The organism is Pseudomonas sp. Pc102 (assembly GCF_018408275.1).
Classification (GTDB): domain Bacteria; phylum Pseudomonadota; class Gammaproteobacteria; order Pseudomonadales; family Pseudomonadaceae; genus Metapseudomonas; species Metapseudomonas tohonis.
The window spans coordinates 461,413-487,398 of sequence record NZ_AP021905.1 but is presented as its reverse complement, the minus strand read 5'-3'; the positions used below and the strand labels follow the sequence as shown (position 1 = coordinate 487,398).

Here is a 25,986-nt window from a genome sequence, read left to right as displayed (position 1 = left end):
CCCGCCACGCAGCAATGGAGTAGGTCGTGCGCAATATTCTGGTCGTCGAAGACAGCCCGCTGGTCCTGAAGATCCTCGAGCACCTGTTCCGTCAGGAGCCGGACCTGCAGCCCGTGTTCTGCGCCTCCTGCGCCGAAGCCGAGGTGCTGCTGGAAACCTCCGCCGCCCTGTTCTTCGCCGCCATCGTCGACCTCAACCTGCCGGACGCACCCGACGGCGAGATCGTCGACCTGGTGCTGCGCTACGAACTGCCCTGCGTGGTGCTCTCCGGCTCCTACAAGGAGCAGCGCCGCGACGAGCTCCTGCTCAAGGGCGTGGTCGACTACGTGCTCAAGGAAAGCCAGCACTCCTACGAATACGTCTTCCGCCTGCTGCACCGCCTGGTGCGCAACTGCGGGGTGAAGATCCTGGTGGCCGAGGACTCGGAGGCCACGCGCAACTTCGTGCGCCGCGTGCTGACCCCGCACCTCTACCAGATCATCGAGGCCCGCGACGGCGACGAAGCCCTGCACATCCTCCAGGAGCAGCCGGACATCGACCTGCTGCTGGTGGACCACGGCATGCCCGGCATCAGCGGCTTCGACCTGGTGAAGATGCTGCGACAGAAGCTGCACCGCACCGAGCTGATCATCCTCGGCCTTTCGGCGGACCAGAAAGGCTCGCTCAGCGCCATGTTCATCAAGCACGGCGCCGACGACTTCCTGCGCAAGCCCTTCTGCACCGAGGAACTGAACTGCCGGGTGATGTCGACCCTGGAGCGCCGCGACCTGATGCGCGCGCTGAAGCAGGCGGCGCTGTTCGACTCGCTGACCAACCTCTACAACCGCCGCGCCTTCTACGAGCAGGGCCTGCAGCTGTTCCAGCAGGCCCAGCGCGCCGGCCAGGAACTGAGCGTGGCGATGCTCGACCTCGATTTCTTCAAGCAGATCAACGACAAGTTCGGCCACGCCAGCGGCGACACCGCTTTGGTGATGTTCTCGCGGGTCCTGGCACACGCCTTCCCGGACGCCCTGCTAGGCCGGCTCGGCGGCGAGGAGTTCGCCCTGGTCAGCAAGGGCGACGCGCCCACCGTCAAGGCCGCGCTCGACCAGCTGCGGCGCAACTGCGCCCGATTGAAGTACGCCGCCGACGCGCCACCGCTCTCATTCAGCGCAGGCGTCTATCAAGGCGTACCGGAAGACCTGGAAAGCCTGCTGCACGAGGCCGACCAGCGCCTCTACCAGGCCAAGCACGAGGGTCGCGGGCGGACCATCGCCAACCGCTAGAAACCGTGGCGGGCGAAGATGCGCTGGTAGGTCCCGTCGTCGCGCATCGACTGCATCGCCCGGTCGAAGTCCTCCACCACCTGGCGATGCATCGGGTGGCTGCGCCGCACCAGGATCGCCAGGTCGTTCTCGCTGAGCGGGCGCGGCAGGAACTCCAGCTGGCCCTTCAGCTCCTTCAGCTCGCGGTTGAGGTGATAGCGCGCCACCAGCTCGTCCTCGAGGGTCAGCTGCACGCGCCCGGCGGCGAGCATGCGCGCGCCCATCTCGAAGCCCATCACCGGCACCCGGTCGAGGGTCGGGTCCTGGTCGAACTCCGCTGAATAGGCATAGCCGCGCACCACGGCGATGCTGTAGGGGCGCAGGTCGGCCAGGGTCTGGAAGTCGACCTTGGCGCCGCGGTGGCGCAGGAAGCGCACGCGGTTGACCAGGTAGGGCCTGGAATAGAGCCCATAGACGGCGCGGGCCTGGTCATACCAGGCGTTGATCACCACGTCGTAGTCGCCCACCTCCAGCCCGCGCAGTGCCCGCGCCCAGGGAACCTCGACGTACTCGGTGCTGTGCCCGGCGCGCTTCAGTGCCGTGACCACCAGGTCCACCGCCAGGCCGCCCTCGGGCAGGCTCGCATCGGTGAACGGCGGCCAGGTGTTGGCCACCAGTCGCAGGTGCTCGGCACGCAGCGGGCCCGAGCACAGCAGAACGAGCAACAACAGGACACTGCAGGTCTTTTTCATCCATGGCTTCCACTGGGGCGGGGACGGTCGGCATCGCCGGACTGCACGCATTTCCCTTGCCAGCCAGCGGAGAGCGCTGGTCGCGGCACCTCCATAGGGTAGACTTCGCCACCGGCGCGCGCCTTGGCCGATTCGACTTCTGAGGGTGGTTTCTTGTTCGTGACTGACGTGGTGATTATCGGGGCCGGCGCCGCCGGTCTGTTGTGCGCCTCCAAGACCGCCGCGCGCGGACGCAAGGTGCTGCTGCTCGACCATGCGAACAAGGCCGGCAAGAAGATCCTCATGTCCGGCGGCGGGCGCTGTAATTTCACCAACCTCTACACCGAGCCGGCCAACTTCCTCTCCGCCAACGCGCACTTCTGCAAGTCGGCCCTGGCCCGCTACACCCAGTGGGACTTCCTCGAGCTGGTCAACAAGCACGGCATCGCCTACCACGAGAAGAAGCTCGGCCAGCTGTTCTGCGACCACAAGGCCAACGACATCCTCGCCATGCTCCTGGCCGAGTGCGACGAACACGGCGTCGACCTGCGCCTGGACACCGCCGTCACCGGCATCGCCCGCGACGACGCCGGCTACGCGCTGCAGACCGGCATCGGCCCGGTGCGCTGCCAGTCCCTTGTGATCGCCACCGGCGGCCTGTCGATCCCCACCCTGGGCGCCACCGGCTTCGGCTACCAGGTCGCCCGCCAGTTCGGCCACGAAGTGCTGCCGACCCGCGCCGGCCTGGTGCCCTTCACCATCACCGACCAGCTCAAGGAGATGTGCACCGAGCTCTCCGGCACCTCGGTGGACGCCCTGGTGAGCTGCAACGGCGCCAGCTTCCGCGAGAACATCCTGTTCACCCATCGCGGCCTCAGCGGCCCTGCCATCCTGCAGATCTCCTCCTACTGGAACCCGGGCGACACGGTGTCGATCAACCTGCTGCCCCATCTCGACGTGCCCGCCTGGCTGGTACAGCAGCAGGGCGAACGCCCCAATGCCGAGCTGAAGACCCTGCTGGGCGAGCTGTTCACCCGCAAGTTCGCCGGCCTGCTGGCCGAGCGCTGGTTCGTCTCGCGGCCGATGAAGCAGTACAGCCTGGCCGAGCTGCAGGCCATCGCCGAAGCCCTCGGCGACTGGCAGGTGACCCCGTCCGGCACCGAGGGCTATCGCACCGCCGAAGTCACCCTGGGCGGCGTCAGCACCCACGAGGTCTCGTCCAAGACCATGGAGTCGCAGAAGTCCCCCGGGCTGTACTTCATCGGCGAAGTGCTGGACATCACCGGCCACCTCGGCGGCTTCAATTTCCAGTGGGCCTGGGCCTCGGCGCACGCCGCCGCGCAGTTCGCCTGAGGCGCCGGCATGCCTGACGGCGCCAGCGCCTGCGCATTCACGCCAGCGGGTGTAACCCGCCTCGCCCGGGCGGCATCCAAGCGGTAACCTTTCGCCATCGGCCCACGCACACCCGCGCGGGCCGAGCCCCCGGACCGCACGCCCACAAGGCCGTTATGCCATCGACCTCGCTCCGTCACTCCCTGCGCCGCCTCTGGGCCCAGGACAAGTTCAGCTACAGCCTGCGGGTGTTTGTCGCCCTCACCGGCAGCATGGCGCTCTGCTGGCAGCAGGACCGCATGGAACTGCTGATCCCGCTGTTCCTCGGCATCATCGCCAGCGCCCTGGCCGAGACCGACGACAGCTGGCAGGGCCGCCTCAATGCGCTGCTGGTCACCCTGGGCTGCTTCAGCATCGCCTCCTTCTCGGTGGAGCTGCTGTTCCCCTATCCCTGGCTGTTCGTCTGCGCCCTGGCGCTGGCGGCCTTCGGCCTGACCATGCTCGGCGCCCTCGGCGAGCGCTACGCCACCATCGCCTCGGCGACCCTGATCCTGTCGATCTACAGCATGATCGGCGTCGACCAGCGCGACGGCATCGGCCATGACCTCTGGCGCGAGCCGGCGCTGCTGGTGGGCGGCGCGGCCTGGTACGGCCTGCTCTCGGTGATCTGGCAGGCGCTGTTCACCCACCAGCCGGTGCAGCAGAGCCTCGCCCGGCTGTACCGTGAGCTGGGGCGCTACCTCAAGCTCAAGGCCAACCTCTTCGAGCCGCTGCGCGAGCTGGACGTGGAGGCCAAGCGACTGGAGCTGGCACAGCAGAACGGCAAGGTGGTGGCGGCGCTGAACGCGGCCAAGGAAATCATCCTGCACCGCGTCGGCAACGCCCGTCCCGGTCCCAAGGTGAGCCGCTACCTGAAGCTGTACTTCCTCGCCCAGGACATCCACGAACGCGCCAGCTCCTCCCACTATCCGTACAACCAGCTGGCCGAGGCGTTCTTCCACAGCGACGTGCTGTTCCGCTGCCAGCGCCTGCTGCGCCAACAGGGGGGCGCCTGCCAGGCGCTCGGCCAGGCCATCCAGATGCGCCAGCCATTCGACTACAACGACGGCACCCAGGCCCTGGACGATTTGCACCGTTCCCTGGAGCACCTGCGCATCCAGAGCAACCCGGCTTGGCGCGGCCTGCTGCGTTCGCTCAACGCGCTGGCCGGCAACCTCTCCACCCTCGATCGCCTGCTGACCGACGCCAGCAACCCCGACGCCCTCGCCGAAGCCCAGGACAGCAGCCTGCTGGATCGCTCGCCCAAGGGCCTGAAGGACGTCTGGGAACGCCTGAAGCAGAACGTCACCCCGACCTCCCTGGTGTTCCGCCACGCCCTGCGCATGGCCATCGCCCTGTGCGTCGGCTACGGCGTGCTGCACCTGATCCACCCCAGCCAGGGCTACTGGATCCTGCTCACCACGGTCTTCGTCTGCCAGCCGAACTTCGGCGCCACGAGGCGCAAGCTGGTGCAGCGGATCATCGGCACCGTCATCGGCCTGGCCCTGGGCTGGGCGCTGTTCGACCTGTTCCCCAGCGCCATGGTGCAATCGCTGTTCGCCGTGGTCGCCGGGGTGATCTTCTTCGCCAACCGGGCCACCCGCTACACCCTGGCGACGGCGTCGATCACCCTGATGGTGCTGTTCTGCTTCAACCAGATCGGCGACAGCTACGGCCTCTTCGTGCCGCGCCTGGTGGACACCCTGCTGGGCAGCCTGATCGCCGCGCTGGCGGTCATCTTCATCCTCCCCGACTGGCAGGGCCGCGGCCTGCACCGCGTGGTGGCCAACACCCTGACCTGCAACGCCCGCTACCTGCGCCAGCTGGTGCAGCAGTACAACGCCGGCAAGCGCGACGACCTGGCCTACCGCCTGGCCCGGCGCAACGCCCACAACGCCGATGCGGCGCTGTCCACGACGCTGGCCAACATGCTCATGGAGCCCGGCCACTTCCGTAAGGAGGCGGACATCGGCTTCCGCTTCCTGGTGCTCTCCCACACCCTGCTCAGCTACCTCTCCGCCCTCGGCGCGCATCGCGCAAGCGAACCCATGGCGCTGGAAGGCAGCCTGCTGGGCGATGCCGCCGAACGCATCGCCACGACCCTGGAAGAGATCGCCACCGACCTCGCCGCGCGCAAGCCGGTGACCATCCACAGCGACAGCGAGGAAGCCCTGGCCAAGGAGCTGGAACAGCTCCCCGAGGACATGGACGAACGCGCCCGCCTGGTGCAGACCGAGCTCGGCCTGATCTGCCGCCAGCTCGGCGCCCTGCGTACCCTGGCGGCGCACCTGGCGAGTGGGAAGAAGGTGGGGTGAGGTAATCCGTTCGGGACCTGCACACCTGTAGGGGCGAATACATTCGCCCCTACCGTTCAAGGAAACCTGCGCTCGGACAATCGCGAATGAATTCGCTCCCACAGAAGAGCACGATGCACCGTGGGAGCGAATTCATTCGCGAAGCAGTCCGCAGGACTGCCACCCCCTCACAGCCACACCGCGTCCCAATGCGGGTAATCACCAATACGCCGCACCAGCCCCGCCCTAAGCGGATTGGCAACCACATAGCGCGCAATCGGCAGCAATTCATCCTCGCGCCTCAGCGCACGGTCGTGAAAGCCTGGCTGCCAGACCTCGCCGCCATTCTCCAGCAACGGTCCCAGTCGCCTGGCGGTCCGCCCTTTCAGCGCCTTGACCACCGATGACAAGGGCATTGGCCCGTTGAGCCGCATCAGCCAGTGGAAATGATCGGGCATCACCACCCAGGCCATAGAGTGCGCCAGGTTGCTCCGCTCCAGACGCCTCAGTTCACTTATCAATAACCGAGCGTGCGTGAAATCGGCGAAGAGCGGACGCCTCTGGGCCGTTGTCGCGGTGATGAGATAGACCCTGCCAGCTTCAGAAACACGTCCCTTGCGCAGATCGCGGCTGCCCATGGGCCGCCCCTCCCTCCATGGAAAGAAGCGACTCTAACCAGAGGGGCGAGATGCAACCGCGCGCTCAACCACAGGAAAAATCCGGGAGCGGCGTAGCTGGACGCCACCGGGCTCAGGTCATCGCGAATGAATTCGCTCCCACAGGGTCCTGCTCGCGATTCCCCTCCATCTCCGCCATCAACGCCTTCACCGTCTCGCCCACCTTGCGCACGGCGGCTTCCTGTTCGGCGTCGGGTTTGCGCGAGTAGTTCATGCGCAGGCAGCTTCGGTATTTGCCGGAGGCAGAGAACAGGCTGCCGGAGGCGATCTGTACGCCCTTGTCGAGCAGGGCGCGATTCAGGCGCAGGGTGTCGAAGCCCTCGTCCAGCTCGACCCAGAGCATGAAGCCGCCCTGGGGCCGGCTGGCGCGGGTGCCTTCGGGGAAGTACTTCATCACCCAGTCGATCATCTGGTCGCGGCCGTTCTGGTACTGGCTGCGCATGCGCCGCACGTGGGGCTCGTAGGCGCCGCTGGCGAGGAATTCGGCCAGGGCGATCTGCGGCTGGGTGGCGGTGGCGCCGGTGGAGATGTACTTCATGTGCAGCAGCCGGTCGAAGTAGCGGCCGGGGGCGATCCAGCCGATGCGGATACCGGGCGCCACGGTCTTGGAGAAGGAGCTGCACAGCAGCACGCGGCCGTCCTCGTCGAAGGACTTGATGGTGCGCGGGCGCGGGTAGCGGTAGGCCAGGTCGCCGTAGACGTCGTCTTCGATGATCGCCACGTCGTAGCGCTGGGCCAGGGTCAGCAGGGCGCGCTTGCGAGCCTCCGGCATGATGTAGCCCAGCGGGTTGTTGCAGTTGGGGGTGAGCTGGATGAGCTTGATCGGCCACTGCTCCAGGGCCATCTCCAGCGCCTCCAGGCTGATGCCGTTGATCGGGTCGGTGGGCAGCTCCAGGGCCTTCATGCCGAAGCCCTTCAGCGCCTGCATGGCGCCATGGAAGCTCGGCGAGTCCACCGCGACTATGTCCCCCGGCTGGCAGATGGCGCGAATGGAGGCGGACAGCGCCTCGTGGCAGCCGGTGGTGATGATCAGGTCGCTGGCGGGTATCTGGCAGCCCGCATCCACCAACAGCCGGGAAATCTGTTCGCGCAAGGGCAGCGAGCCCTGGATGGCGTCGTAGTACAGGCCGCCCAGGTCCGGACGCCGGGCGACCTGCGCCAGGCTGCGCAGCAGCGGTCGCAGGGTCGGACTGGTGACATCGGGCATGCCCCGGCCCAGTTGCACCAGGCCGTCGCGGGCACCGCGCTTGACCAGCTCCAGCACATCGCTCCATTGCGACACGTCCACCGGGCGCTGCGCCGCGCGGGTCATGGCCGGCAGCGCCGGGGCCGCGCGACGGGGCGGCACGAAGTAGCCGGACTTGGGCCGGGGCACGGCCAGGCCGCCATCCTCCAGCAGGCGGTAGGCCTGCTGGACGGTGCTGAGGCTGACGCCGTGCTCCTGGCTCAGGGCGCGGACCGAGGGCAGGCGGTCGCCGGGCCGGTAGTAGCCCTGCTCGATGCGGGCGGCGAGGGTTTCGGCGAGCTGGGTGTAGAGCTTCATGACAGTTCCCCTTGCGCGGAGCCCGCTTTGCACGGACCGGTACAGATGACGGGCAAATTGTGGATTCAGAAGATCCATCGCGCAATCTGTATGAAAAAAATATCCACGCCTTGAATCTGTAATGCTTTTTGCCCGCCGCGCATCATGGCCTCCATACACCCCGGCACGAGGAGATCGACATGAACGGCCTGAGCGATACGCGGCTGAGCCTCCACGCGAAAGAGCTGGAGCTGGACCACCTGCGCGTCCGCGCGAGCACCCGCTCCGCGGGAGATGGCCGCTGGCATCGCTTCTGGCGCCGCCTGCAGACGCGCAAGGCGTTGCTGGACCTGGACGAGCAGGCACTGCGCGACATCGGCCTGACCCGCGAACAGGCCCGCGACGAGGCGCTGAAACCGTTCTGGAAGCTCTGAGCGAGGCCGGCCGCCAGCAGGCGGCCGGTTGCCCGGCGATCAGGCCAGGCGGAAGCGCGAGGTGTTCTGGTTCAGTGCCTGGCTGCCGCGATGCAGCTGCTCGGCGGCGGCCTGGACCGACTGGGCCCCCTGCAACAGCAGGCTGGCGGCCTGGTCGACCTGCTGGATATTGCCGCTGACCTCGTCCGCCGTTGCGGCCTGTTCCTCGGCGGCGGTGGCGATCTGCGCCAGGCGGTCGCTGACCCGCTGCACCGCATCGGCGATACCGGACAGGTCCTCGCCCATGCTCAGCACGCTGCCCACGTCGCCCTCGGCCTGTTTGAAGGCGGCCTCCATCAGGGCGACGGCCTGGCCGACCACGCCCTGCAGGCTGGCGACGGTGTCGCCGATCTCCTTGGTGGAGTCCTGGGTGCGCTGCGACAGGCTGCGCACCTCGTCGGCCACCACGGCGAAGCCACGGCCCTGCTCCCCGGCGCGCGCCGCCTCGATGGCGGCATTGAGCGCCAGCAGGTTGGTCTGCTCGGCGATGCCCTTGATCACGTCCACCACGCGGTTGATCTGCTGCGCCTGGTCACGCAGCTGCTGCAACGCGGAGACGGTGTCGCCCAGGCGCGTGCTCAGTTCGCGCATGCTGGCTCCGGTGCGGGCGCTGCGCTGGTTGCTCTGCATGGCGATCTCCCGGGTCTGCTGGGCATCTTGGGCCGCCCCCTCGCAGCTCTCCGCCACGCTCTGGGCGGTGGCCGCCAACTCGTGCGCGGCCGCGGCGATCTGGCTGACCTGGCCCTGTTGCTGCTCCACCGAGGTGAGGGTCTCCTGGGCCTGGGCATTGAGCTGCAGCACGGTGCCGCCGAGCTGGTTGCTCTCCTGGTTGACCCCGGCCAGCGAGCCGCGCAATTGCACCAGGGCGGCGTTGAGCGCCTCGGCGATCTGCGCCAGGTCGTCGCGGCCATGCACGGTGGCCGCCACCCGCAGGTCGCCGGCACGCAGGCCTTCGGCGGCCTCGGTGATGGCAGCAGTACCACGGCGGATGGCGGCGTTCAGGCACAGCAGCATGTACAGGGCCAGCAGGGTGAGCAGGCTGAAGGCGCCGATCACCTGGACCATGCTGCGCAGCGCCTGGGTCCGGAAATCGCCGAGGCGCGCCTGGAAGCGCTCGGTCAGCGCCTGCTGCAGCGCCACCAGTTGCCCATCGAGGCGCTCGACCTGCTGGACGAATTCGGCGGTACCGAGGGTGAAGGGGTTGGCCTCGAACATGCCCTTGTCGACCCGGGCGAGGAAATCGCTCATGGCCTGGTCGGCCTGGCGGAACGGGCCGCCCAGCGCGGCATTGACGTCGGACGCCTGGGCGATGGCGTCCTGGGCCTTGCGCAGCTGCCGCGCGGTGTCGTCCAGCGAGCGGCGCAGGTCACGCACGGCGACACGGCTCTGCAGGGTGAAGTGCTGCGACACCACGGCGCCATGGGCGTTGGCGGCGAAGCTGCCGAGCAGCTCCTGGGCGCGCGGCTGCACGTAGGTGAGTTGCTCCATCATCAGGTAGGTGTCCATCCCCGGGTCGAGGATGAGGCCGGTCTCGGTGGCCACCTGCTCGCGCAGGGATTGCAGGCTCTGCAACACGTCCTGGAAGCGCTCCAGGGCGTCGGGCAGGGCCAGCGGCGCCAGGGCCTGGAAGCTGATGCGCGCGCTGCGTGAACGGGCCTCCTCGAACAGCTTGCGGCTCTGCTCGCCGAGCCCCTCCGCCTGCAACTGCGCCTCGACCTTGGCCAGGGCTTCCTGCAGGCGGCCGCCGCGTTGTTCGAGTTGCGCCTTGGCGGCGTCCTCGGTGCCCTTCCAGCGGGCCAGCAGCAGGCGCTGGGCGCCCACTTCGTGCTGGGCGTCGGCCAGGGTGGCGATCACCCGCATGCCGCTGAGTTCGCCATCGACCAGGCCGAGGCGGTCCAGGTAGGACGCGGTGATCACCCACAGGGCATAGCCCAGCGGCAGGATGAACAGGAGGAAGAGCAGCTGGAACTTGCGCGCGAAGCTGAACCCTTCGAGCAGGCGCACGCCCGGCGTGAGTAATGCTGTCATGACGACACCTCATTGGACCCGGATCGGCGGGTAGGCCGAAAGCCTGCATCATGCAAAAGCCGAACCCGGGGTGGTACCCAAGAACGCCGATGCCGCCGGGAAGGCTGCGCACGGCGCATCACGAGGCTCTCCGGCCAGCGGAACCCCGCAGCGGCCCTGCGACGGGAAGGCAACGCACCCGAACGGTGCAACTACTGGAGCAGCGACTCCACCCGCTGGATCTCGGCACGCTGGCTGGCTACCAGGGCCAGGCCATTGCCGCTGGGGTCCAGGGCGTTGAGGGGCGGCTGCAACTTGCGATAGGCAGCCAACTCCCGCAGCGGCGGCAGCAGGGCGGTGGGCCCGGCCTCGCGGAGCGCGTGGAACAGGCCGAGGTTGATCAGGTCGACGAGCTCGACGCCGGGGCCGCTGGATTCGTCCCAGGCGCCCAGGCCGCGCACCACTGCAATATAGCTGTCGTCCACCGCCCACTTCTTCAGGACGATGACGCCGAGGGACTTGCCGTACTCCCGGCACAGGCGCGAGTAGAGCTCGGGCGAGGGGATCTGCTGGGCGTCCTTGAACGCGGAAAGGATCGCCAGGGCACCGATGTCGCTGAGCACGCTGGCCAGCAGCACGTGCTCGGAAGAGGCGTGCCCGAGCAGGCGCGCGAGCACGGCGCTGATGCTGCCGCGCCGGGCCAGGCGGCTCCAGGTGTCGACGAAGAGCTTCTTGTGCGAGGCGCTGTGCAGGGTGAACAGGCTCTTGATGCTGTGGACCATGGTGATGCGGTCCACCTCCAGCATGCCCAGGGTGCGGATCACGTCCTCCAGGGTCTTGGGCGGCAAGGCGGTGCGCAGGCGCGTGCTGGCCGCGTGCTTGACCAGCGTTGCGCTGAGCGCCGGGTCCTTGTTGATGACCCGCGCCAGGGAGGAGGTGCTGGCATCCGGATTGGCCAGGGCCCGGCGGATCTCCATGGTGATCATGGGCAGGCTGGGGAGCTGCTCTTCACCGTTCATCAATTGCGAAACCAGACGCCTATAGATCGAATAACCCGACTCTTCAGTACTCACGACAGTCCCCACATGGCCTTGTGCCAGTGTAGCCATCGGCGCTGCCGGCAGACAGTGCCGTACCACTCCGCCGACGAGCGACACGCAGGCGCGGGGAACCGAACGCCTACCGGCAGGTTCCACTCGGTTGGTGGATACCGTCCACCTTCCCGATCCATAGCGCCGAGGCCATTCCCGTGAACACCGAACGACTGTCCAGAACCCTGGACTACATGCGTACCCAGTTGCTGCCACTTGGGTTCTCCGGGCACATGGACAGCGATCGCAGCCTGCATGTGCTCATCTTCGATCAACGCACCCGCCAGACCATCCTGGAAACCGCCGGCATACCCTTCTCAGCAACCTGCGGCAAAGCCGAAGCGTTGCACCTGGTCCAGCGCCTGAAGCGGGACATCGACGCGCAGTTCCGGGCCCAGCCACGCAACGATCCGTGAAACCTCTCAGGGAATGGTGACCCCCTGGCGCACGGCAAGCGTGTTCAGCCGACCCTCGGCGATCAGGCTGGCGAAGGCGCGGTCGAAATCCTCGCGCAAGGCGGCATGTTCATCGGTCCTGGGGAAGGCGAAGTAGCCGTCCTGGGTGTCGATGATCGGTTGCAACTGGCTGACCGTGCCGTGTTCGAGGGCGTCGATGCGCGGCCGGGTATTGCGCTCGTTGCTCGCCAGCAGGTCGATGCGCCCCATCACCAGCATGCGCAGGGCGTTGTCGACACTCTCGATGCTGTGCAGGTCCATCGCCTGACGGCCCCGGTCGAAGCGCGGCCCGTAGGTCCAGCCCCGGATGACCCCGACGCGCCTGCCGGCCAGGGCGGCATAGTCGCCCTGCCAGGTTACGGCAAGGCCGGAACGGGCGAAGAACACGATGCGGTCGCGGTAGAAGGGGCGCTGGCTGAAGAGGAACAGTCCCTCGCGCTCCGGCGTGCGATAGGGGCCTATGAGGATGTCCGCGCGCCCCTGCGCCACCATCTTCTGCGCCCGTGCCCAGGGGTAGAGTTCGAAGCGCACCGAGTCGCCCATGCGCTGCACCACCTCGCGCAGCACGTCAGGGCCGAGGCCGATGAAACGACCTTCCACCGTCTGCCCGAACAGGCGCGGGAACTCGGCCCCCACGGCCAGCCATTCGCGGGCCGGCGCGGATGGCGCGAACGCCAGGCACAGCAGCACTGGACACAACATCCGTAGGTAGCGGCTCATGCCCGCGAATACTCGACGACAGGGATGGGGAGAGCCTAGCAGGCTTTTTCCGGCGTACGCGAGCAGGTACGGGGAGCCTCGCCGGAGCATTCGGCGGAGCCTTTGGGATGGGGCCTACATCGACCACCCGGGGCGCCTGGGTATAGTCGGTCCCGTCATGCCCGCCTCAGGACTGCGCTCATCCTGCAGCCCTCCACAGCTGGGGTTGGGCATGACACTCTCCTTCCCTCCCCCGCCATTCCCCTTCAGTTCCCCGCCTCCAGCTCACGCTGGATCAGGTACAGGCGCAGGTCGAACTCCAACTGGTGATAACCCGGCAGCATGTGTTCGCAGAGCTGGTAGAACGCCTTGTTGTGGTCGCGCTCGCGCAGGTGCGCCAGCTCGTGCACCACGATCATCCGCAGGAATTCCGGCGCCGCCTCCTTGAACAGCGAGGCCACGCGGATCTCCTTCTTCGCCTTCAGCTTGCCGCCCTGCACCCGGGAGATCGCCGTGTGCAGCCCGAGCGCCTTCTGCACGACGTCCAGCTTGTTGTCGTAGACCACTTTGTCGATGGCCGGTGCATTGCGCAGGTGCTCCTGGCGCAGGGCGTTGGTGTAGCCATAGAGGGCCTTGTCGCTTTGCACCTCATGACGATCCGGGTAGCGCTTGGCGAGGTATTCGCCCAGGCGGCGCTGCTCGACCAGCAGGCGGATCTGCTCCTGCAGGTGGGCGGGGTAGGACTGGATGTAGCGGAGCGGGTTCATGGGGGATCGATGTGGCCGGGAGAAAGTCCGCATTCTACCGCCGGTGACAGTTTGCGACGCAGCCTGTCAGCGCAGCGGCAGACGCCCGGCGACCGTTCATCGGATGCCCTCCCAGCACCTGCCCGCCCCCAGCGAAACGGGTCTGCCGCTGCGCTTACGGAAAAATGACGCCAATGATTCGGCGCAAGCCGCATTCCACCTGAGGGCGGCATTCCGGACATGAACCACCTGGTTAGTTTTGGCGATTGCACCTTGATGGCAAAGCCCGTTCCAGACGGCTTTTTGACAGGTCCGACGGCGACGATCGGTGATTAACAAGGGGCTTGCGCAACCCTATAAAGCGTTCCGCGAGACGGCGTAAATGCCTTCGGACGACACGGCAGCCCCCTGCCATTACCTAGCTTTCACTTTTAGTTCGTGTGCAGTTGGCCGGATGCCGAAGTAAGTGATTACGTCTCGTGGATGAGATAGCACCCGACTGAAAGTTCTCTTAGAGAACTCAGTCAAAATGATCGATCTTGGAACCTGGAACCTCACCATCCCCGTCGGCAGCCCCTCGGTGACCATCGAAACCCCCGCCCTGATGGGTGGCTATCAGGACAACTACTTCAAGGCGGCCAACGGCACCCTGTTCTTCTGGACCCCGGTGAACGGCAGCGCCACCGCCAACGCCGTCTACCCGCGCAGCGAGCTGCGCGAAACCTACGCCGATGGCAAGCTGCGCAACTGGACCTACGGCGCCGCCGACAACTACATGAGCGCCAACCTGGCGGTCGGCCAGGTCCCGTCCACGGGCAAGATCGTGATCGGTCAGATCCATGCCTACGGCAGCACCAGCCCGCTGCTCAAGCTGGAGTACCAGTTCAAGACCAAGACCGGCACCGGCAACATCGTCGCCAAGGTGCGCAACACCCCGAGCGACGCGGACGGTGCGGTGGTCACCCTGCTCAGCGGCGTGAAGCTCAACCAGCGCTTCACCTACGTCATCAACATGTCGCCCACCGGGCAGCTGAGCATCCTGGTCAACAGCACGATGTTCACCCAGCAACTGGACCCCACCTGGGCGCCCAAGCCGCTGTACTTCAAGGCCGGGGTCTATGCCCAGGACAACGTCGGCGAGGCCACCGAAGCCGGCAGCGCCACCTTCTACAACCTGAAGCTCGAGCACCGGGCCCTGGCGACCAGCACCGCCCAGTAAGGACGCCGCATGCGGGTTCCAGGCCCCGGAAAGCAGAAAGCCCCGCGAATGCGGGGCTTTCCGTTTACAGCGCCAGAACTCAGTTGACCTTGGCGGTCAGCTCGCCCTTGGCGTAGCGCTGGTACATGCCTTCGAGGGAGATCGGCTTGATCTTCGAGGCGTTGCCGGCGGTGCCGAAGGCTTCGTAGCGGGCGATGCAGATATCACGCATGGCGACGATGGTCTTGGCGAAGAACTTGCGCGGGTCGAACTCGCTCGGCTGCTCGGCCATCATGCGGCGGATGGCACCGGTGGAGGCCAGGCGCAGGTCGGTGTCGATGTTGACCTTGCGCACGCCGTGCTTGATGCCTTCGACGATCTCCTCGACCGGCACGCCGTAGGTCTCCTTGATGTCGCCGCCGAATTCGTTGATCACCTTCAGCCACTCCTGCGGCACCGAGGAGGAGCCGTGCATCACCAGGTGGGTGTTGGGGATGCGCTTGTGGATCTCCTTGATGCGCTCGATGGAGAGCACGTCGCCAGTCGGCGGCTTGGTGAACTTATAGGCGCCGTGGCTGGTGCCGATGGCGATGGCCAGGGCGTCGACCTGGGTCTTCTTGACGAAGTCCGCGGCCTCTTCCGGGTCGGTCAGCAGCTGGCTGTGGTCCAGCACGCCCTCGGCACCGACGCCGTCCTCTTCACCGGCCATGCCGGTTTCCAGGCTACCCAGGCAGCCCAGCTCGCCTTCCACCGACACGCCGCAGGCATGGGCGAAGGCCACGGTCTGCTGGGTCACGCGGACGTTGTACTCGTAGTCGGCCGGGGTCTTGCCGTCTTCACGCAGGGAGCCGTCCATCATCACCGAGGAGAAGCCCAGCTGGATGGAGCGCTGGCAGACGTCCGGGCTGGTGCCGTGGTCCTGGTGCATGCACACCGGGATGTGCGGGAATTCTTCGATGGCCGCCAGGATCAGGTGGCGCAGGAAGGGCGCGCCGGCGTATTTGCGGGCACCGGCGGAAGCCTGGACGATCACCGGGGAATCGGTCTTGTCGGCCGCTTCCATGATGGCGCGCATCTGTTCCAGGTTGTTGACGTTGAAGGCCGGTACGCCGTAGCCGAATTCGGCGGCGTGGTCCAGCATCTGGCGCATGCTGATGAGTGCCATGGTGTTTCAGTCTCCCGAGTGGGTGGGCATTCGAAATGCGAAGCCTGCCGCAGGGGCAGGCCAGGTTCAAGTTCCATGAAGGACGGCGAGCGTCCTCCCGTAAAAACCGGCCGGCTATGACGCCGGCCCGGTGCAATCATCGGCGCCGGTTCAGGGCGCCTTGCAGCCGCGACCGATCAGGTCATCGGTGGCGACCCAGTACACCAGCCCCTCGTCACCCTTGGTGTGGAAGGCCAGGCGGCTGTCGCTATAGAGCGCGCCGGACCCCGAAGGTTCTTGCTTGAGGCGGTAGACGATATCGCCGCCGCCCAGGCGCAGGTCCACCTGCTCCCGGTCGGCGTCGACGAAGCGCCACAGCACCTCGGCCTGGCTGTCGCAGACCCAGCGGGTCCAGTCGTCGGCCGGCGCCTGGGCGCCCGCACAACCGCCCAGCGCCAACAGCGCCGCAAGGGCGAACATGCCTTTCATCCTTTCACTCCCTTGGCCAGAAGGCCGTTCACCCATCGAGGGTCATGGACAGTGCCGTTCCTGGCTGCCGTTGACGGTCGGATCACCGCTGCTCTGGGCCTCGACGCGCTGGTCGTCCTGGGATTGCGGCAGGACGACCTGGGGCGGGCTCATCACCTCGCAGGTGGCGGGGGAAGAACCACCCGCACAACCGGTGAGCATTGCGAACAACGACAGCAGGATCAGGTTGGTACGCATGGCGGCAACTCCTTTTCTCGGGTCCTGTTCAAGGGACCACGGGCCGCCGCCATGGTTTAGCCGCTATTTCAGGCCTTGGCGCGCTGTTCCAGCACGTCCACGGCCGGCAGGACCTTGCCCTCGACGAACTCGAGGAAAGCGCCGCCGCCAGTGGAAATATAGGAGATGCGCTCGCCGACGCCGTACTTGTCGATGGCCGCCAGGGTGTCGCCACCGCCAGCGATGGAGAAGGCCGGGCTCTCGGCGATGGCCTGGGCCAGCACCTGGGTGCCGTTGCCGAACTGGTCGAACTCGAAGACGCCGACCGGGCCGTTCCAGAGAATGGTCTTCGACGACTTCAGCAGCTCGGCGAACTGGGCGGCGGTCTGCGGGCCGATGTCGAGGATCATGTCGTCATCCGCCACGTCGGCGATGAGCTTGACGGCGGCCTCGGCGGTCTCGGCGAACTCCTTGGCGACCACCACGTCCACCGGCAGCGGCACGCTGACCTTGGCGGCGATGGCGCGGGCGGTATCCAGCAGGTCGGCCTCGTGCAGCGACTTGCCGACCTTGTAGCCGGCCGCGGCGAGGAAGGTGTTGGCGATGCCGCCACCGACGATCAGTTGGTCGCAGATCTGGCTCAGGGAGTTGAGCACGTCGAGCTTGGTGGAGACCTTGGAGCCGGCGACGATGGCGGCCATCGGGCGGGCCGGATTGCCCAGGGCCTTGCCCAGCGCGTCCAGTTCGGCGGCCAGCAGCGGGCCGGCGGCGGCGACCTTGGCGAACTTGGCCACGCCGTGGGTCGAGCCCTCGGCGCGGTGGGCGGTGCCGAAGGCGTCCATCACGAACACGTCGCACAGCGCGGCGTACTTCTGCGCCAGCTCGTCGGCGTTCTTCTTCTCGCCCTTGTTGAAGCGCACGTTCTCGAACAGCACCACCTGGCCGGGGGCGACGTCGACGCCGTCCAGGTAGTCGGCCACCAGCGGCACGTCGCGGCCCAGGGCCTTGGCCAGGTAGTCGGCGACCGGCTTGAGGCTGTTCTCGTCGGAGAACTCGCCTTCGGTGGGACGACCCAGGTGCGAGCAGACCATCACCGCCGCGCCCTTCTCCAGTGCCAGCTTGATGGTCGGCAGGGAGGCGAGGATGCGCGCATCGCTCTTCACGACACCGTCCTTCACCGGGACGTTGAGGTCTTCGCGGATCAGTACGCGCTTACCCTGGAGGTCGAGGTCGGTCATTTTCAACACGGTCATGGGGTCAGTCCTTCACGGGGCTGGATGTTGTGGAAACAGCGGAAACCCGCAGGTAGTGGCCTGCGGTGTCGAGCATGCGGTTGGCGAAGCCCCACTCGTTGTCGAACCAGGCCAGCAGGTTGACCAGACGCGGCCCGGACACGCGGGTCTGGCTGCCGTCGACGATGGCGGAATGGGGATCGTGATTGAAATCGCAGCTGGCGTGGGGCAGCTCGGTGTAGGCCAGCAGGCCCTTGAGCGGGCCGCTTTCGGCGGCCTCGCGCAGCACGCGGTTGATCTCGGCGGCACTGGTGTCGCGGGCGGTCTGCAGGGTGATGTCCAGGCAGGACACGTTCACCGTCGGCACGCGGATGGCCTTGGCCTGGATGCGCCCGGTCAGTTCCGGAAGCAGCCGCTCGATGCCCCGGGCCAGGCCGGTGAAGACCGGGATCACCGACTGGAAGGCCGAGCGCGTGCGGCGCAGGTCCTCATGGTGATAGGCGTCGATTACCGGCTGGTCGTTCATCGCGGAGTGAATGGTGGTGATGGAGACGTATTCCAGACCCACGGACTCGTCGAGAAGTTTCAGCAAGGGCACGCCGCAGTTGGTGGTGCAGGAGGCGTTGGAGACCAGTGTCTCGGTGCCCACCAGGCTGTCCTGGTTGACGCCGTAGACGATGGTGGCGTCGATGTCCGCCTCGCTGGCCATCGGCTGGGAGAACAGCACGCGTGGCGCGCCGGCGCGCAGGAAGCGCTCGGCCTGGGCGCGGTTGGTGTACTGGCCGGAGCACTCGAGCACCAGGTCGACGCCCAGCGCCGCCCAGTCGATGCCCTCGGGCGCCGGGTTGCGTAGCACCTTCACGCAGTCGCCGTTGATGTGCAGGCAATCGCCGTCGACCTTCACGTCCCCCGGGAAGCGGCCATGGGTGGAGTCGAAGCGCGTCAGGTACTCGATGCTGGCCTGGTCGGCCAGGTCATTGAGGGCGACGATCTCGAAGCCATCACGCCCGCCACGCTCATGCAGCGCACGCAGGACGCAACGACCGATACGGCCGTAGCCGTTCAGGGCAACGCGGAAACGAGTGCTGGGCATCTGATCGCGAAGAGCTTGAAGCCGGAAGCCTGAAGCCGGAAGAAGGGTGCACGGGGCGCTCCAGCTTCCAGCTTCCGGCTCTCGGCTTCCGGCTCAGTCCTCCAGCAATTCTTCAGCGGTGGCGACGATGTTCTCGACGGTGAAGCCGAAGTGTTCGAACAGGGCCGGGGCCGGGGCGGATTCGCCGAAGCTGGTCATGCCGATCACGCGGCCTTCCAGGCCCACGTACTTGTACCAGTAGTCGGCGTGGGCGGCTTCGATGGCGATGCGCGCACCGACTTCCAGCGGCAGCACGGATTGCTTGTAGGCGGCATCCTGCTGGTCGAACAGGCTGGTGGACGGCATGGAGACGACGCGCACCTTGCGGCCGGCGGCGCTCAGTTGCTCGAAGGCCTGTACCGCCAGGCCGACTTCGGAGCCGGTGGCGATGAGGATCAGCTCGGGCTCGCCGTCGCAGTCCTTGAGCACGTAGCCGCCACGGGCGATGTTGGCCAGCTGGGCCGCATCGCGCGCCTGGTGGGGCAGGTTCTGGCGGGAGAAGATCAGCGCGCTCGGGCCGTCGTTGCGCTCGATGGCAGCCTTCCAGGCCACGGCGGATTCCACCGCGTCGGCGGGGCGCCAGGTGTCCAGGTTCGGGGTCGAACGCAGGCTGGCCAGTTGCTCGATGGGCTGGTGGGTCGGGCCGTCCTCGCCCAGGCCGATGGAGTCGTGGGTGAAGACGTAGAGCACGCGCTGCTTCATCAGGGCGGACATGCGCACGGCGTTGCGGGCGTATTCCATGAAGATCAGGAAGGTCGCGCCGTAGGGGATGAAGCCGCCGTGCAGGGCGACGCCGTTCATGATGGCGCTCATGCCGAACTCGCGGACGCCGTAGAACAGATAGTTGCCGGCGGCATCCTCGGCGGAGACGCCCTTGCAGCCTTTCCACAGGGTCAGGTTGGAGCCGGCCAGGTCGGCGGAGCCGCCGAGGAACTCGGGCAGCAGCGGGCCGAAGGCGTTCAGGGCGTTCTGGCTGGCCTTGCGGCTGGCGATGGTCTCGCCCTTGGCGGCGACTTCGGCGATGTAGGCGGCGGCCTGCTCGGCGAAGTCGGCAGGCAGCTCGCCCTTGATGCGGCGCTGGAATTCGGCGGCCAGCTCGGGGTGGGCTGCGGCGTAGGCGGCAAAGCGCTCGTTCCACGCGGCTTCACGGGCGGCGCCGGCTTCCTTGGCGCTCCACTCGGCGTAGATGTCGGCCGGGATTTCGAAGGGCGCGTGGTTCCAGCCCAGGTTGGCGCGGGTCAGGGCGATCTCGTCGTTGCCCAGGGCAGCGCCGTGGCACTCTTCCTTGCCCTGCTTGTTGGGCGAACCGAAGCCGATGATGGTCTTGCAGCAGATCAGGGTCGGCTGCGCGCTCTTGCGGGCAGTCTCGATGGCGGTGCGGATCTCGTCGGCGTCATGGCCGTCGACATTGCGGATCACCTGCCAGCCGTAGGCTTCGAAGCGCTTCGGGGTGTCGTCGGTGAACCAGCCATGGACCTCGCCGTCGATGGAGATGCCGTTGTCGTCGTAAAAGGCGATCAGCTTGCCCAGGCCCAGGGTGCCGGCCAGGGAGCAGACCTCGTGGGAGATGCCTTCCATCATGCAGCCGTCGCCCAGGAAGGCGTAGGTGTAGTGGTCGACGATCTCGTGGCCTTCACGGTTGAACTGCGCACCCAGCACCTTTTCGGCGAGAGCGAAGCCCACGGCGTTGGCGATGCCCTGGCCCAGCGGGCCGGTGGTGGTCTCGACGCCGGCGGTGTAGCCGTATTCCGGGTGGCCCGGGGTGCGGCTGTGCAACTGGCGGAAGTTCTTCAGGTCATCGACCGTGACGTCATAGCCGGTGAGGTGCAGCAGCGAGTAGATCAGCATCGAGCCGTGGCCGTTGGACAGCACGAAACGGTCGCGGTCGGCCCACTGCGGGTTGTTCGGGTTGTGCTGCAGGTAATCCCGCCACAGCACTTCGGCGATATCGGCCATGCCCATCGGGGCGCCGGGGTGGCCGCTGTTGGCTTTCTGCACCGCATCCATGCTGAGGGCACGAATGGCATTGGCACGCTCACGACGGCTGGGCATCGCTGATCTCCTGCGGGTCTGAAAAGACGCTGAACGAAAAAAGGCGGCTATTTTCGCCCAGCGGGCAGGCTTCGGGCAATGACAGATGGTCGAAGATGCGCCGCCGCCCGTTTTCAACCCCGCGCCGGGCCCGCCAGGGCGCACAGGCAGGGCGCGCGGAACAGCTCGCCATGCCAGATACCGGCCAGGGTGCGACGCATCACCAGGACCCAGACGGTGGCCAGTTGCAGCGCCAGCAGGGCACCGATGGCACCGAAGAACGCCAGGCCGGTCTGGCGCTGCAACTCGAAGGTCGCCAGGGCGAACACCCCGAGCGGGAAGGTGAAGCCCCACCAGCCGAGGTTGAAGGCCATGCGCTGGCGGATGTAGCGACGAGTGAACAGGCAGGCCGTGACCAGCCACCAGAGGCCCGCCCCCCAGAGCACCAGGCCGCCCACCAGGCCGATGGCCGGCAGCAGCTCGGCCACGCCCTGCAAGGGCGAGCCGGCGAACGCAGCGGGCGCGGCGCGGCCCAGCGCCAGCAGCCCCAGGCACCCGGTGGCCAGCGGCCCCAGGGGCAACCAGCTGGTGGCGGCGAAATCGGTATCGGGCAGCTTGTGCAGTGCCAGGCGCAGCAGCACCAGGGTGATCAGGGAAAAGGCCAGGGCCATCGACAGGCCCCACAGCAGGTAGCCCATCACCAGCAGCAGGCGGGCATCGCCGGCCTCCAGGTGCGGGGCGATGACGCCGGCACTGGCGGCCGCCACCTCGGGCGCGACGATGGGCAGCAGCCAGACGGCGGTGAGCTTCTCCAGCGCGTGCTCCTGGCGGGTGAACATCAGGTAGGGCACCAGCAGCGCCGCCCCCAGGGCCAGCGCCACATCCAGCCACCAGAGGGCGTGGGCGACGGCATGGGCGGTCTCCCCCCAGCGCGGACCGCCATAGAGCACCAGGCCGTTGACCAGGGTCGCCAGCCCCATGGGGATGGCGCCGAGGAACATCGATTGCACCGGGTGCGCCAGCATCGGCGCGACGGTATCCGGGTGCAGCAGCAGGCGGGCCACGAACAGCCCGGCGCAGGCCGCGAACAGCAGGGCATTGAACAGCCACAGCACCTCGCCGAGGCGGTGCAGCGCCGGCACCTGCCAGGGCAGGGCGCCCAGCACCAGCGCCAGTACGCCGGTGCCCATGGTCACGGCGAACCAGCCGGGAATGAAGTGGCGAACCAGGGCGCGCGGTTCGACGAGTCGGGAAAGGGGACGAGGCATGATGGCTCCGGTCGGGTGGACCCGTTGCAGAAGATGACTGCACGGTAAACCCCGGGCGTGCTATACGAAAAATACATCCTAGATATGCAAGGCATGCATTTCATTTATGAATCTCCATCACCTCAAGGTGTTCCTCGCCGTCGCCGAGAGCGGCAGCATCAGCGCCGGCGCCGAGCGCCTGCACATCAGCCAGCCGGCGGTCACCCGCGAAGTGCGCGAGCTGGAAGCGCGCCTGGGAATCACCCTCTTCGATCGCCAGCCACGCGGCGTGACCCTCACCGAAGGCGGCCAGCGCCTGCACCGTTATGCACAACGCATCTTCGCCCTCGAACAGGCGGCCGAAGCGGACCTGCGCAGCTTCGCCGGGCTCGATGACGGTGAGTTGCGCCTGGGCGCCAGCGCCACCCTGGGCAGCTACCTGCTGCCCGACCTGATCGCCCGCTTCCACGCCCGCCATCCGGAGATCCGCGTCGACCTGCAGGTGAGCAACACCCGCGAGATCACCCAGGCACTGGCCGACGAACGCATCGCCCTGGGCTTCGTCGAAGGCGACTTCGATCGCGCGAGCCATGCCTTCAGCCTCCTGGAGCGCGACCGCCTGCTGCCCGTCTGCGGTCCCGGCCACCCCCTGGCGGCCCGGGGCCGCCTGCACGCGGCCGAGCTGGCCGACCAGTCGCTGTACCTGCGCGAGGAAGGCTCCGGCACCCGCGCCAGCATCGAGCAGGCCTACGCCCGCCAGGGCCTGGAGGCACGCCCGCGCATGGCCATCGCCAGCACCGAGGCGCTGAAACGCCTGGTGCGCGACGGCCAGGGCATTGCCTGGCTGTCGCAGCGGGTCATCGAGGACGATCTCGCCGCCGGCCGCCTGCTGGCACTCGAGGTGCACGACCTGCGTATCGAGCGTGAGATGCACCTGCTCTGGCACCCCACGCGCACCCTGAGCCCCGCTCCGGCCGCCTTCCTCGCGATGATCCTGGACAAAAAATAACCACCCATCGGCAATATCAAAACTTTTTGATATTGCCGTTGCGAGCCGCAGTAGCGGGGACTAGACTGCGCCACCTATGAACCTGCGCGTACCCCAGATCCGCCACGACGACTGCGACGAGCTGGCCGCCCTGTGCAAGGCCGGGGGCGACCCGCTGCGCCTGAACGTGCTGCGTGCCCTGGCCAACGATTCGTTCGGGGTGCTGGAGCTGGCGCAGATCTTCGCCATCGGCCAGTCCGGCATGAGCCACCACCTCAAGGTGCTGTCCCAGGCCGGGCTGGTGGCCACGCGCCGCGAAGGCAACGCGATCTTCTATCGCCGCGCCATCGCCCAGGGCGACCGCCTGGGCGGCACCCTGCACGGGGCGCTGCTGGAGGAGGTCGATGCGCTGCATCTGCCGCTGGAGGTGCAGGCGCGGATCGCCGAGGTCCATGCCCAGCGCGAGGCGGTGAGCCGCGAGTTCTTCGCCCGCTCGGCGGAGAAGTTCCAGGCCCAGCAGGACCTGATCGCCGGCCTGCCGCAGTACCGCGACAGCGTGCTGGCCCTGCTGGACGCGCTGAACCTGCCGGCCAGCGCCTGCGCGCTGGAAGTGGGCCCGGGCGACGGGGGCTTCCTCCCCGACCTGGCCCGGCGCTTCGCCCGCGTCACCGCGCTGGACAACAGCCCGGCGATGCTGGATCTGGCACGCAACCGCTGCGCTGCCGAAGGACTGGGCAATGTCGAGCTCAAGCTCGCCGACGCCCTGGATGACGAACACGAGGCCGCCGACTGCGTGGTGCTGAACATGGTCCTGCACCATTTCGCCGCCCCGGCCGAGGCCCTGAAGCAGCTGGCCCACCACCTCCTTCCGGGTGGCAGCCTGCTGATCACCGAGTTGTGCAGCCACAACCAGAGCTGGGCCAGGGAGGCCTGCGGCGATCTCTGGCTCGGCTTCGAACAGGACGACCTGGCCCAGTGGGCCGCCGCAGCAGGGCTTGCGCCCGGCGAGAGCCTCTACATTGGTTTAAGAAACGGCTTTCAGATTCAGGTACGGCACTTCGCCAAGCCGGATTCGCGAAGCGACCTCACCCACCGGTATTAAAGGAACCGTTAGATGAGCGAATACTCCCTCTTTACCTCCGAGTCCGTGTCCGAAGGCCATCCGGACAAGATCGCCGACCAGATCTCCGATGCCGTCCTCGACGCCATCATCGAGCAGGACAAGCACGCCCGCGTGGCCGTGGAAACCCTGGTCAAGACCGGCGTCGCCATCGTCGCCGGCGAAGTCACCACCAGCGCCTGGGTCGACCTCGAGCAGATCGTCCGCGACGTCATCTGCGACATCGGCTACACCAGCTCCGACGTCGGCTTCGACGGCGCCACCTGCGGCGTGATGAACATCATTGGCAAGCAGTCCCCCGACATCAACCAGGGTGTCGACCGCGCCAAGCCGGAAGACCAGGGCGCCGGCGACCAGGGCCTGATGTTCGGCTACGCCAGCAACGAGACCGACGTGCTGATGCCGGCCCCGATCCGCTTCTCCCACGCCCTGGTCGAGCGCCAGGCCGAGGCCCGCAAGTCCGGCCTGCTGCCGTGGCTGCGCCCGGATGCCAAGTCCCAGGTCACCTGCCAGTACGAGAACGGCAAGGTCGTCGGTATCGACGCCGTGGTGCTGTCCACCCAGCACAACCCCGAGGTCTCGCTGCCTGACCTGCGCGAAGCGGTGATGGAGCTGATCATCAAGCACGCCCTGCCGGCCGAACTGCTGCACAAGGGCACCCAGTTCCACATCAACCCGACCGGCAACTTCGTGATCGGTGGCCCGGTGGGCGACTGCGGCCTGACCGGCCGCAAGATCATCGTCGACTCCTACGGTGGCATGGCCCGCCACGGTGGCGGCGCCTTCTCCGGCAAGGACCCGTCCAAGGTCGACCGCTCCGCCGCCTACGCCGGCCGCTACGTGGCCAAGAACATCGTCGCCGCCGGCCTGGCCGAGCGTTGCGAGATCCAGGTCTCCTACGCCATCGGCGTGGCCGAGCCCACCTCCATCTCGATCAACACCTTCGGCACCCACAAGATCGCCGAAGAGAAGATCATCAAGCTGGTGCGCGACGTGTTCGACCTGCGTCCCTACGCGATCACCAAGATGCTCGACCTGCTCCACCCGATGTACCGCGACACCGCGGCCTACGGCCACTTCGGCCGTACTCCGGAGCAGAAGACCGTCGGCAACGACACCTTCAGCACCTTCACCTGGGAGAAGACCGACAAGGTCGACGCCCTGCGTGCAGCCGCCGGCCTGTAAGGCTTCGCGACACGAGAAAGCCCGGCCCTGTGCCGGGCTTTTTCATGGGCGGCCTTCAGCCTCCTCGCCCCTGCCGGCAGAGGCGCGATAGCCATTTGCCGCATTCGTGAATCGGTCGAGCTTTCCCCTGCCCCTCCAAAGGGGCGCCGCTGCTAGAATCCGCGCCCTCTCGCCCCTCCCTCACGGATGACTCGAGCGCCCGGGGCGAGCAAGCATTGGCGCTGGAGCCCAAGGAGATACCCATGCGCATCACCTCCATTCTTCCCGCCGCCCTCTTCGCAGCCCTGTTCGCCGTCCAGGCGCAGGCCGTCGACCTGGGCAACCCCCTTGGCGACAAGCTCAACAAGGGCTGCGAGGAAAAGAGCGCGGAAGCACAGGCCAAGCTGGACGAGGCCAAGAAGGAACAGAACGGCCTGGGCGCCAGCCTGCTCGGCTCGGTGGCCGACAAGGCCGAGAAGCAGCTGTCCGAAGGCTGCGAGAAGCTCGACCAAGCCAACAAGGGCTGAGTAGAGGGGGGCCGGCGAGAGTCGGCCCTTCCTGTAGGACGCCGTCGCCCTCCCCCCTTCCCGCACGCAGCACCAGCCCGTCGAATCCATCGCATTGGCGCATTCCCCCTTGCCGTCGCAGCACAGGGCAGCCGCCCCCGCCCCTGCCAGCCACCTGCCCACCCCGGCGCCGCAACGCCCTCCCACCT

General features: G+C 67.3%; 24 protein-coding genes. 10 read left to right on the top strand and 14 right to left on the bottom strand.

The features are described 5' to 3' along the window. Positions 1–26 precede the first annotated feature (26 nt). Positions 27–1,265 (top strand): diguanylate cyclase, encoded by a 1,239-nt coding sequence (locus PHLH3_RS02340; protein WP_111259636.1) that lies wholly within the window; start codon positions 27–29, stop codon positions 1,263–1,265. Here PHLH3_RS02340 and PHLH3_RS02335 read toward each other — a convergent pair. Then, complete coding sequence (locus PHLH3_RS02335) at positions 1,262–1,996, bottom strand: transporter substrate-binding domain-containing protein (RefSeq protein WP_173174964.1); 735 nt, start codon at positions 1,994–1,996, stop codon at positions 1,262–1,264. The two genes, PHLH3_RS02340 and PHLH3_RS02335, sit on opposite strands and share 4 nt — an antisense overlap. Before the next feature lie 153 nt (positions 1,997–2,149). Here PHLH3_RS02335 and PHLH3_RS02330 point away from each other — a divergent pair, with 153 nt between their 5' ends. Then, positions 2,150–3,328 carry an NAD(P)/FAD-dependent oxidoreductase gene (locus PHLH3_RS02330; RefSeq protein WP_213628020.1) on the top strand — a complete coding sequence of 393 codons (1,179 nt, stop codon included), beginning with the start codon at positions 2,150–2,152 and terminating at the stop codon, positions 3,326–3,328. 155 nt (positions 3,329–3,483) lie between these two features. Next, positions 3,484–5,661 (top strand): YccS family putative transporter, encoded by a 2,178-nt coding sequence (yccS, locus tag PHLH3_RS02325; protein ID WP_213628018.1) that lies wholly within the window; start codon positions 3,484–3,486, stop codon positions 5,659–5,661. Between the two features lie 167 nt (positions 5,662–5,828). On the opposite strand, the gene PHLH3_RS02320 is transcribed toward yccS, so the two are convergent. Next, positions 5,829–6,278: a transposase gene (locus tag PHLH3_RS02320; protein ID WP_213628016.1), complete on the bottom strand. Its 450-nt coding sequence runs from the start codon at positions 6,276–6,278 to the stop codon at positions 5,829–5,831. Positions 6,279–6,390: 112 nt separating this feature from the next. Further along, complete coding sequence (locus PHLH3_RS02315) at positions 6,391–7,860, bottom strand: PLP-dependent aminotransferase family protein (RefSeq protein WP_213628014.1); 1,470 nt, start codon at positions 7,858–7,860, stop codon at positions 6,391–6,393. 179 nt (positions 7,861–8,039) lie between these two features. Here PHLH3_RS02315 and PHLH3_RS02310 point away from each other — a divergent pair, with 179 nt between their 5' ends. Further along, a complete protein-coding gene (locus PHLH3_RS02310; RefSeq protein ID WP_213628012.1) occupies positions 8,040–8,273 on the top strand; it encodes a DUF1127 domain-containing protein in 234 nt (77 codons plus the stop codon). Positions 8,274–8,312: 39 nt separating this feature from the next. Here PHLH3_RS02310 and PHLH3_RS02305 read toward each other — a convergent pair whose 3' ends face one another. Both PHLH3_RS02305 and PHLH3_RS02300 read right to left on the bottom strand, forming a co-directional pair. After that, positions 8,313–10,340 carry a methyl-accepting chemotaxis protein gene (locus PHLH3_RS02305; protein WP_213628004.1) on the bottom strand — a complete coding sequence of 676 codons (2,028 nt, stop codon included), beginning with the start codon at positions 10,338–10,340 and terminating at the stop codon, positions 8,313–8,315. 191 nt (positions 10,341–10,531) lie between these two features. Next, positions 10,532–11,338 (bottom strand): HDOD domain-containing protein, encoded by an 807-nt coding sequence (locus tag PHLH3_RS02300; protein ID WP_244862971.1) that lies wholly within the window; start codon positions 11,336–11,338, stop codon positions 10,532–10,534. 230 nt (positions 11,339–11,568) lie between these two features. Between PHLH3_RS02300 and PHLH3_RS02295 the strand changes: the two genes are divergently transcribed. Continuing rightward, the gene (locus tag PHLH3_RS02295) at positions 11,569–11,826 is read left to right on the top strand and encodes a DUF1652 domain-containing protein (RefSeq protein WP_213628002.1); all 258 of its coding nucleotides are present in this window, start codon (positions 11,569–11,571) and stop codon (positions 11,824–11,826) included. A gap of 6 nt (positions 11,827–11,832) precedes the next feature. On the opposite strand, the gene PHLH3_RS02290 is transcribed toward PHLH3_RS02295, so the two are convergent. Then, positions 11,833–12,585 (bottom strand): transporter substrate-binding domain-containing protein, encoded by a 753-nt coding sequence (locus tag PHLH3_RS02290; RefSeq protein ID WP_213628000.1) that lies wholly within the window; start codon positions 12,583–12,585, stop codon positions 11,833–11,835. A gap of 245 nt (positions 12,586–12,830) precedes the next feature. Then, positions 12,831–13,331: a M48 family metallopeptidase gene (locus tag PHLH3_RS02285; protein WP_213627998.1), complete on the bottom strand. Its 501-nt coding sequence runs from the start codon at positions 13,329–13,331 to the stop codon at positions 12,831–12,833. Positions 13,332–13,839: 508 nt separating this feature from the next. On the opposite strand from PHLH3_RS02285, the gene PHLH3_RS02280 reads away from it, so the two are divergent. After that, a complete protein-coding gene (locus PHLH3_RS02280; RefSeq protein WP_213627996.1) occupies positions 13,840–14,529 on the top strand; it encodes a polysaccharide lyase family 7 protein in 690 nt (229 codons plus the stop codon). A 79-nt stretch (positions 14,530–14,608) separates the two neighbouring features. On the opposite strand, the gene fba is transcribed toward PHLH3_RS02280, so the two are convergent. The 7 genes from fba to PHLH3_RS02245 all read right to left on the bottom strand — a co-directional run bounded on the left by fba (position 14,609) and on the right by PHLH3_RS02245 (position 22,020). Continuing rightward, the gene (fba, locus tag PHLH3_RS02275) at positions 14,609–15,673 is read right to left on the bottom strand and encodes a class II fructose-bisphosphate aldolase (RefSeq protein WP_173174988.1); all 1,065 of its coding nucleotides are present in this window, start codon (positions 15,671–15,673) and stop codon (positions 14,609–14,611) included. A 150-nt stretch (positions 15,674–15,823) separates the two neighbouring features. Beyond that, positions 15,824–16,141, bottom strand: a complete 318-nt coding sequence (locus PHLH3_RS02270; RefSeq protein ID WP_173174991.1) for an MliC family protein — start codon at positions 16,139–16,141, stop codon at positions 15,824–15,826. Positions 16,142–16,183: 42 nt separating this feature from the next. Continuing rightward, a complete protein-coding gene (locus tag PHLH3_RS02265; RefSeq protein WP_213627994.1) occupies positions 16,184–16,378 on the bottom strand; it encodes a hypothetical protein in 195 nt (64 codons plus the stop codon). Positions 16,379–16,446: 68 nt separating this feature from the next. Further along, a complete protein-coding gene (locus PHLH3_RS02260) occupies positions 16,447–17,610 on the bottom strand; it encodes a phosphoglycerate kinase (protein WP_213627992.1) in 1,164 nt (387 codons plus the stop codon). Between the two features lie 4 nt (positions 17,611–17,614). Then, positions 17,615–18,682, bottom strand: coding sequence for an erythrose-4-phosphate dehydrogenase (gene epd / locus PHLH3_RS02255; RefSeq protein ID WP_213627990.1), 1,068 nt, complete (start codon positions 18,680–18,682; stop codon positions 17,615–17,617). Positions 18,683–18,775: 93 nt separating this feature from the next. Next, positions 18,776–20,773, bottom strand: coding sequence for a transketolase (gene tkt, locus PHLH3_RS02250; protein ID WP_213627988.1), 1,998 nt, complete (start codon positions 20,771–20,773; stop codon positions 18,776–18,778). A gap of 113 nt (positions 20,774–20,886) precedes the next feature. After that, positions 20,887–22,020 carry a TDT family transporter gene (locus tag PHLH3_RS02245; RefSeq protein ID WP_213627986.1) on the bottom strand — a complete coding sequence of 378 codons (1,134 nt, stop codon included), beginning with the start codon at positions 22,018–22,020 and terminating at the stop codon, positions 20,887–20,889. A gap of 106 nt (positions 22,021–22,126) precedes the next feature. On the opposite strand from PHLH3_RS02245, the gene PHLH3_RS02240 reads away from it, so the two are divergent. The 4 genes from PHLH3_RS02240 (at position 22,127) to PHLH3_RS02225 (ending at position 25,798) form a co-directional block, all read left to right on the top strand. Beyond that, positions 22,127–23,008 (top strand): LysR family transcriptional regulator, encoded by an 882-nt coding sequence (locus PHLH3_RS02240; protein WP_213627984.1) that lies wholly within the window; start codon positions 22,127–22,129, stop codon positions 23,006–23,008. Between the two features lie 76 nt (positions 23,009–23,084). After that, a complete protein-coding gene (locus PHLH3_RS02235; protein ID WP_213627982.1) occupies positions 23,085–24,089 on the top strand; it encodes a metalloregulator ArsR/SmtB family transcription factor in 1,005 nt (334 codons plus the stop codon). Positions 24,090–24,101: 12 nt separating this feature from the next. After that, complete coding sequence (gene metK / locus PHLH3_RS02230; RefSeq protein WP_173175006.1) at positions 24,102–25,292, top strand: methionine adenosyltransferase; 1,191 nt, start codon at positions 24,102–24,104, stop codon at positions 25,290–25,292. Positions 25,293–25,534: 242 nt separating this feature from the next. Further along, entirely contained in the window at positions 25,535–25,798 is a 264-nt protein-coding gene (locus PHLH3_RS02225) for a hypothetical protein (protein ID WP_173175008.1), read from the top strand. Positions 25,799–25,986: the final 188 nt, after the last annotated feature.

What these genes read in the sequence shown, in the direction of transcription:
- PHLH3_RS02225 (WP_173175008.1), top strand. Translation starts at nt 25,535, where the DNA reads ATGCGCATCACCTCCATTCTTCCCGCCGCCCTCTTCGCAGCCCTGTTC.
- PHLH3_RS02260 (WP_213627992.1), bottom strand. Translation starts at nt 17,610, where the DNA reads ATGACCGTGTTGAAAATGACCGACCTCGACCTCCAGGGTAAGCGCGTA.
- PHLH3_RS02245 (WP_213627986.1), bottom strand. Translation starts at nt 22,020, where the DNA reads ATGCCTCGTCCCCTTTCCCGACTCGTCGAACCGCGCGCCCTGGTTCGC.
- PHLH3_RS02240 (WP_213627984.1), top strand. Translation starts at nt 22,127, where the DNA reads ATGAATCTCCATCACCTCAAGGTGTTCCTCGCCGTCGCCGAGAGCGGC.
- PHLH3_RS02285 (WP_213627998.1), bottom strand. Translation starts at nt 13,331, where the DNA reads ATGAACCCGCTCCGCTACATCCAGTCCTACCCCGCCCACCTGCAGGAG.
- PHLH3_RS02270 (WP_173174991.1), bottom strand. Translation starts at nt 16,141, where the DNA reads ATGAAAGGCATGTTCGCCCTTGCGGCGCTGTTGGCGCTGGGCGGTTGT.
- PHLH3_RS02280 (WP_213627996.1), top strand. Translation starts at nt 13,840, where the DNA reads ATGATCGATCTTGGAACCTGGAACCTCACCATCCCCGTCGGCAGCCCC.
- PHLH3_RS02305 (WP_213628004.1), bottom strand. Translation starts at nt 10,340, where the DNA reads ATGACAGCATTACTCACGCCGGGCGTGCGCCTGCTCGAAGGGTTCAGC.
- PHLH3_RS02290 (WP_213628000.1), bottom strand. Translation starts at nt 12,585, where the DNA reads ATGAGCCGCTACCTACGGATGTTGTGTCCAGTGCTGCTGTGCCTGGCG.
- PHLH3_RS02310 (WP_213628012.1), top strand. Translation starts at nt 8,040, where the DNA reads ATGAACGGCCTGAGCGATACGCGGCTGAGCCTCCACGCGAAAGAGCTG.
- PHLH3_RS02235 (WP_213627982.1), top strand. Translation starts at nt 23,085, where the DNA reads ATGAACCTGCGCGTACCCCAGATCCGCCACGACGACTGCGACGAGCTG.
- epd (WP_213627990.1), bottom strand. Translation starts at nt 18,682, where the DNA reads ATGCCCAGCACTCGTTTCCGCGTTGCCCTGAACGGCTACGGCCGTATC.
- fba (WP_173174988.1), bottom strand. Translation starts at nt 15,673, where the DNA reads ATGGCACTCATCAGCATGCGCCAGATGCTGGACCACGCCGCCGAATTC.
- PHLH3_RS02300 (WP_244862971.1), bottom strand. Translation starts at nt 11,338, where the DNA reads ATGAACGGTGAAGAGCAGCTCCCCAGCCTGCCCATGATCACCATGGAG.
- PHLH3_RS02320 (WP_213628016.1), bottom strand. Translation starts at nt 6,278, where the DNA reads ATGGGCAGCCGCGATCTGCGCAAGGGACGTGTTTCTGAAGCTGGCAGG.
- PHLH3_RS02315 (WP_213628014.1), bottom strand. Translation starts at nt 7,860, where the DNA reads ATGAAGCTCTACACCCAGCTCGCCGAAACCCTCGCCGCCCGCATCGAG.
- PHLH3_RS02335 (WP_173174964.1), bottom strand. Translation starts at nt 1,996, where the DNA reads ATGAAAAAGACCTGCAGTGTCCTGTTGTTGCTCGTTCTGCTGTGCTCG.
- yccS (WP_213628018.1), top strand. Translation starts at nt 3,484, where the DNA reads ATGCCATCGACCTCGCTCCGTCACTCCCTGCGCCGCCTCTGGGCCCAG.
- metK (WP_173175006.1), top strand. Translation starts at nt 24,102, where the DNA reads ATGAGCGAATACTCCCTCTTTACCTCCGAGTCCGTGTCCGAAGGCCAT.
- tkt (WP_213627988.1), bottom strand. Translation starts at nt 20,773, where the DNA reads ATGCCCAGCCGTCGTGAGCGTGCCAATGCCATTCGTGCCCTCAGCATG.
- PHLH3_RS02265 (WP_213627994.1), bottom strand. Translation starts at nt 16,378, where the DNA reads ATGCGTACCAACCTGATCCTGCTGTCGTTGTTCGCAATGCTCACCGGT.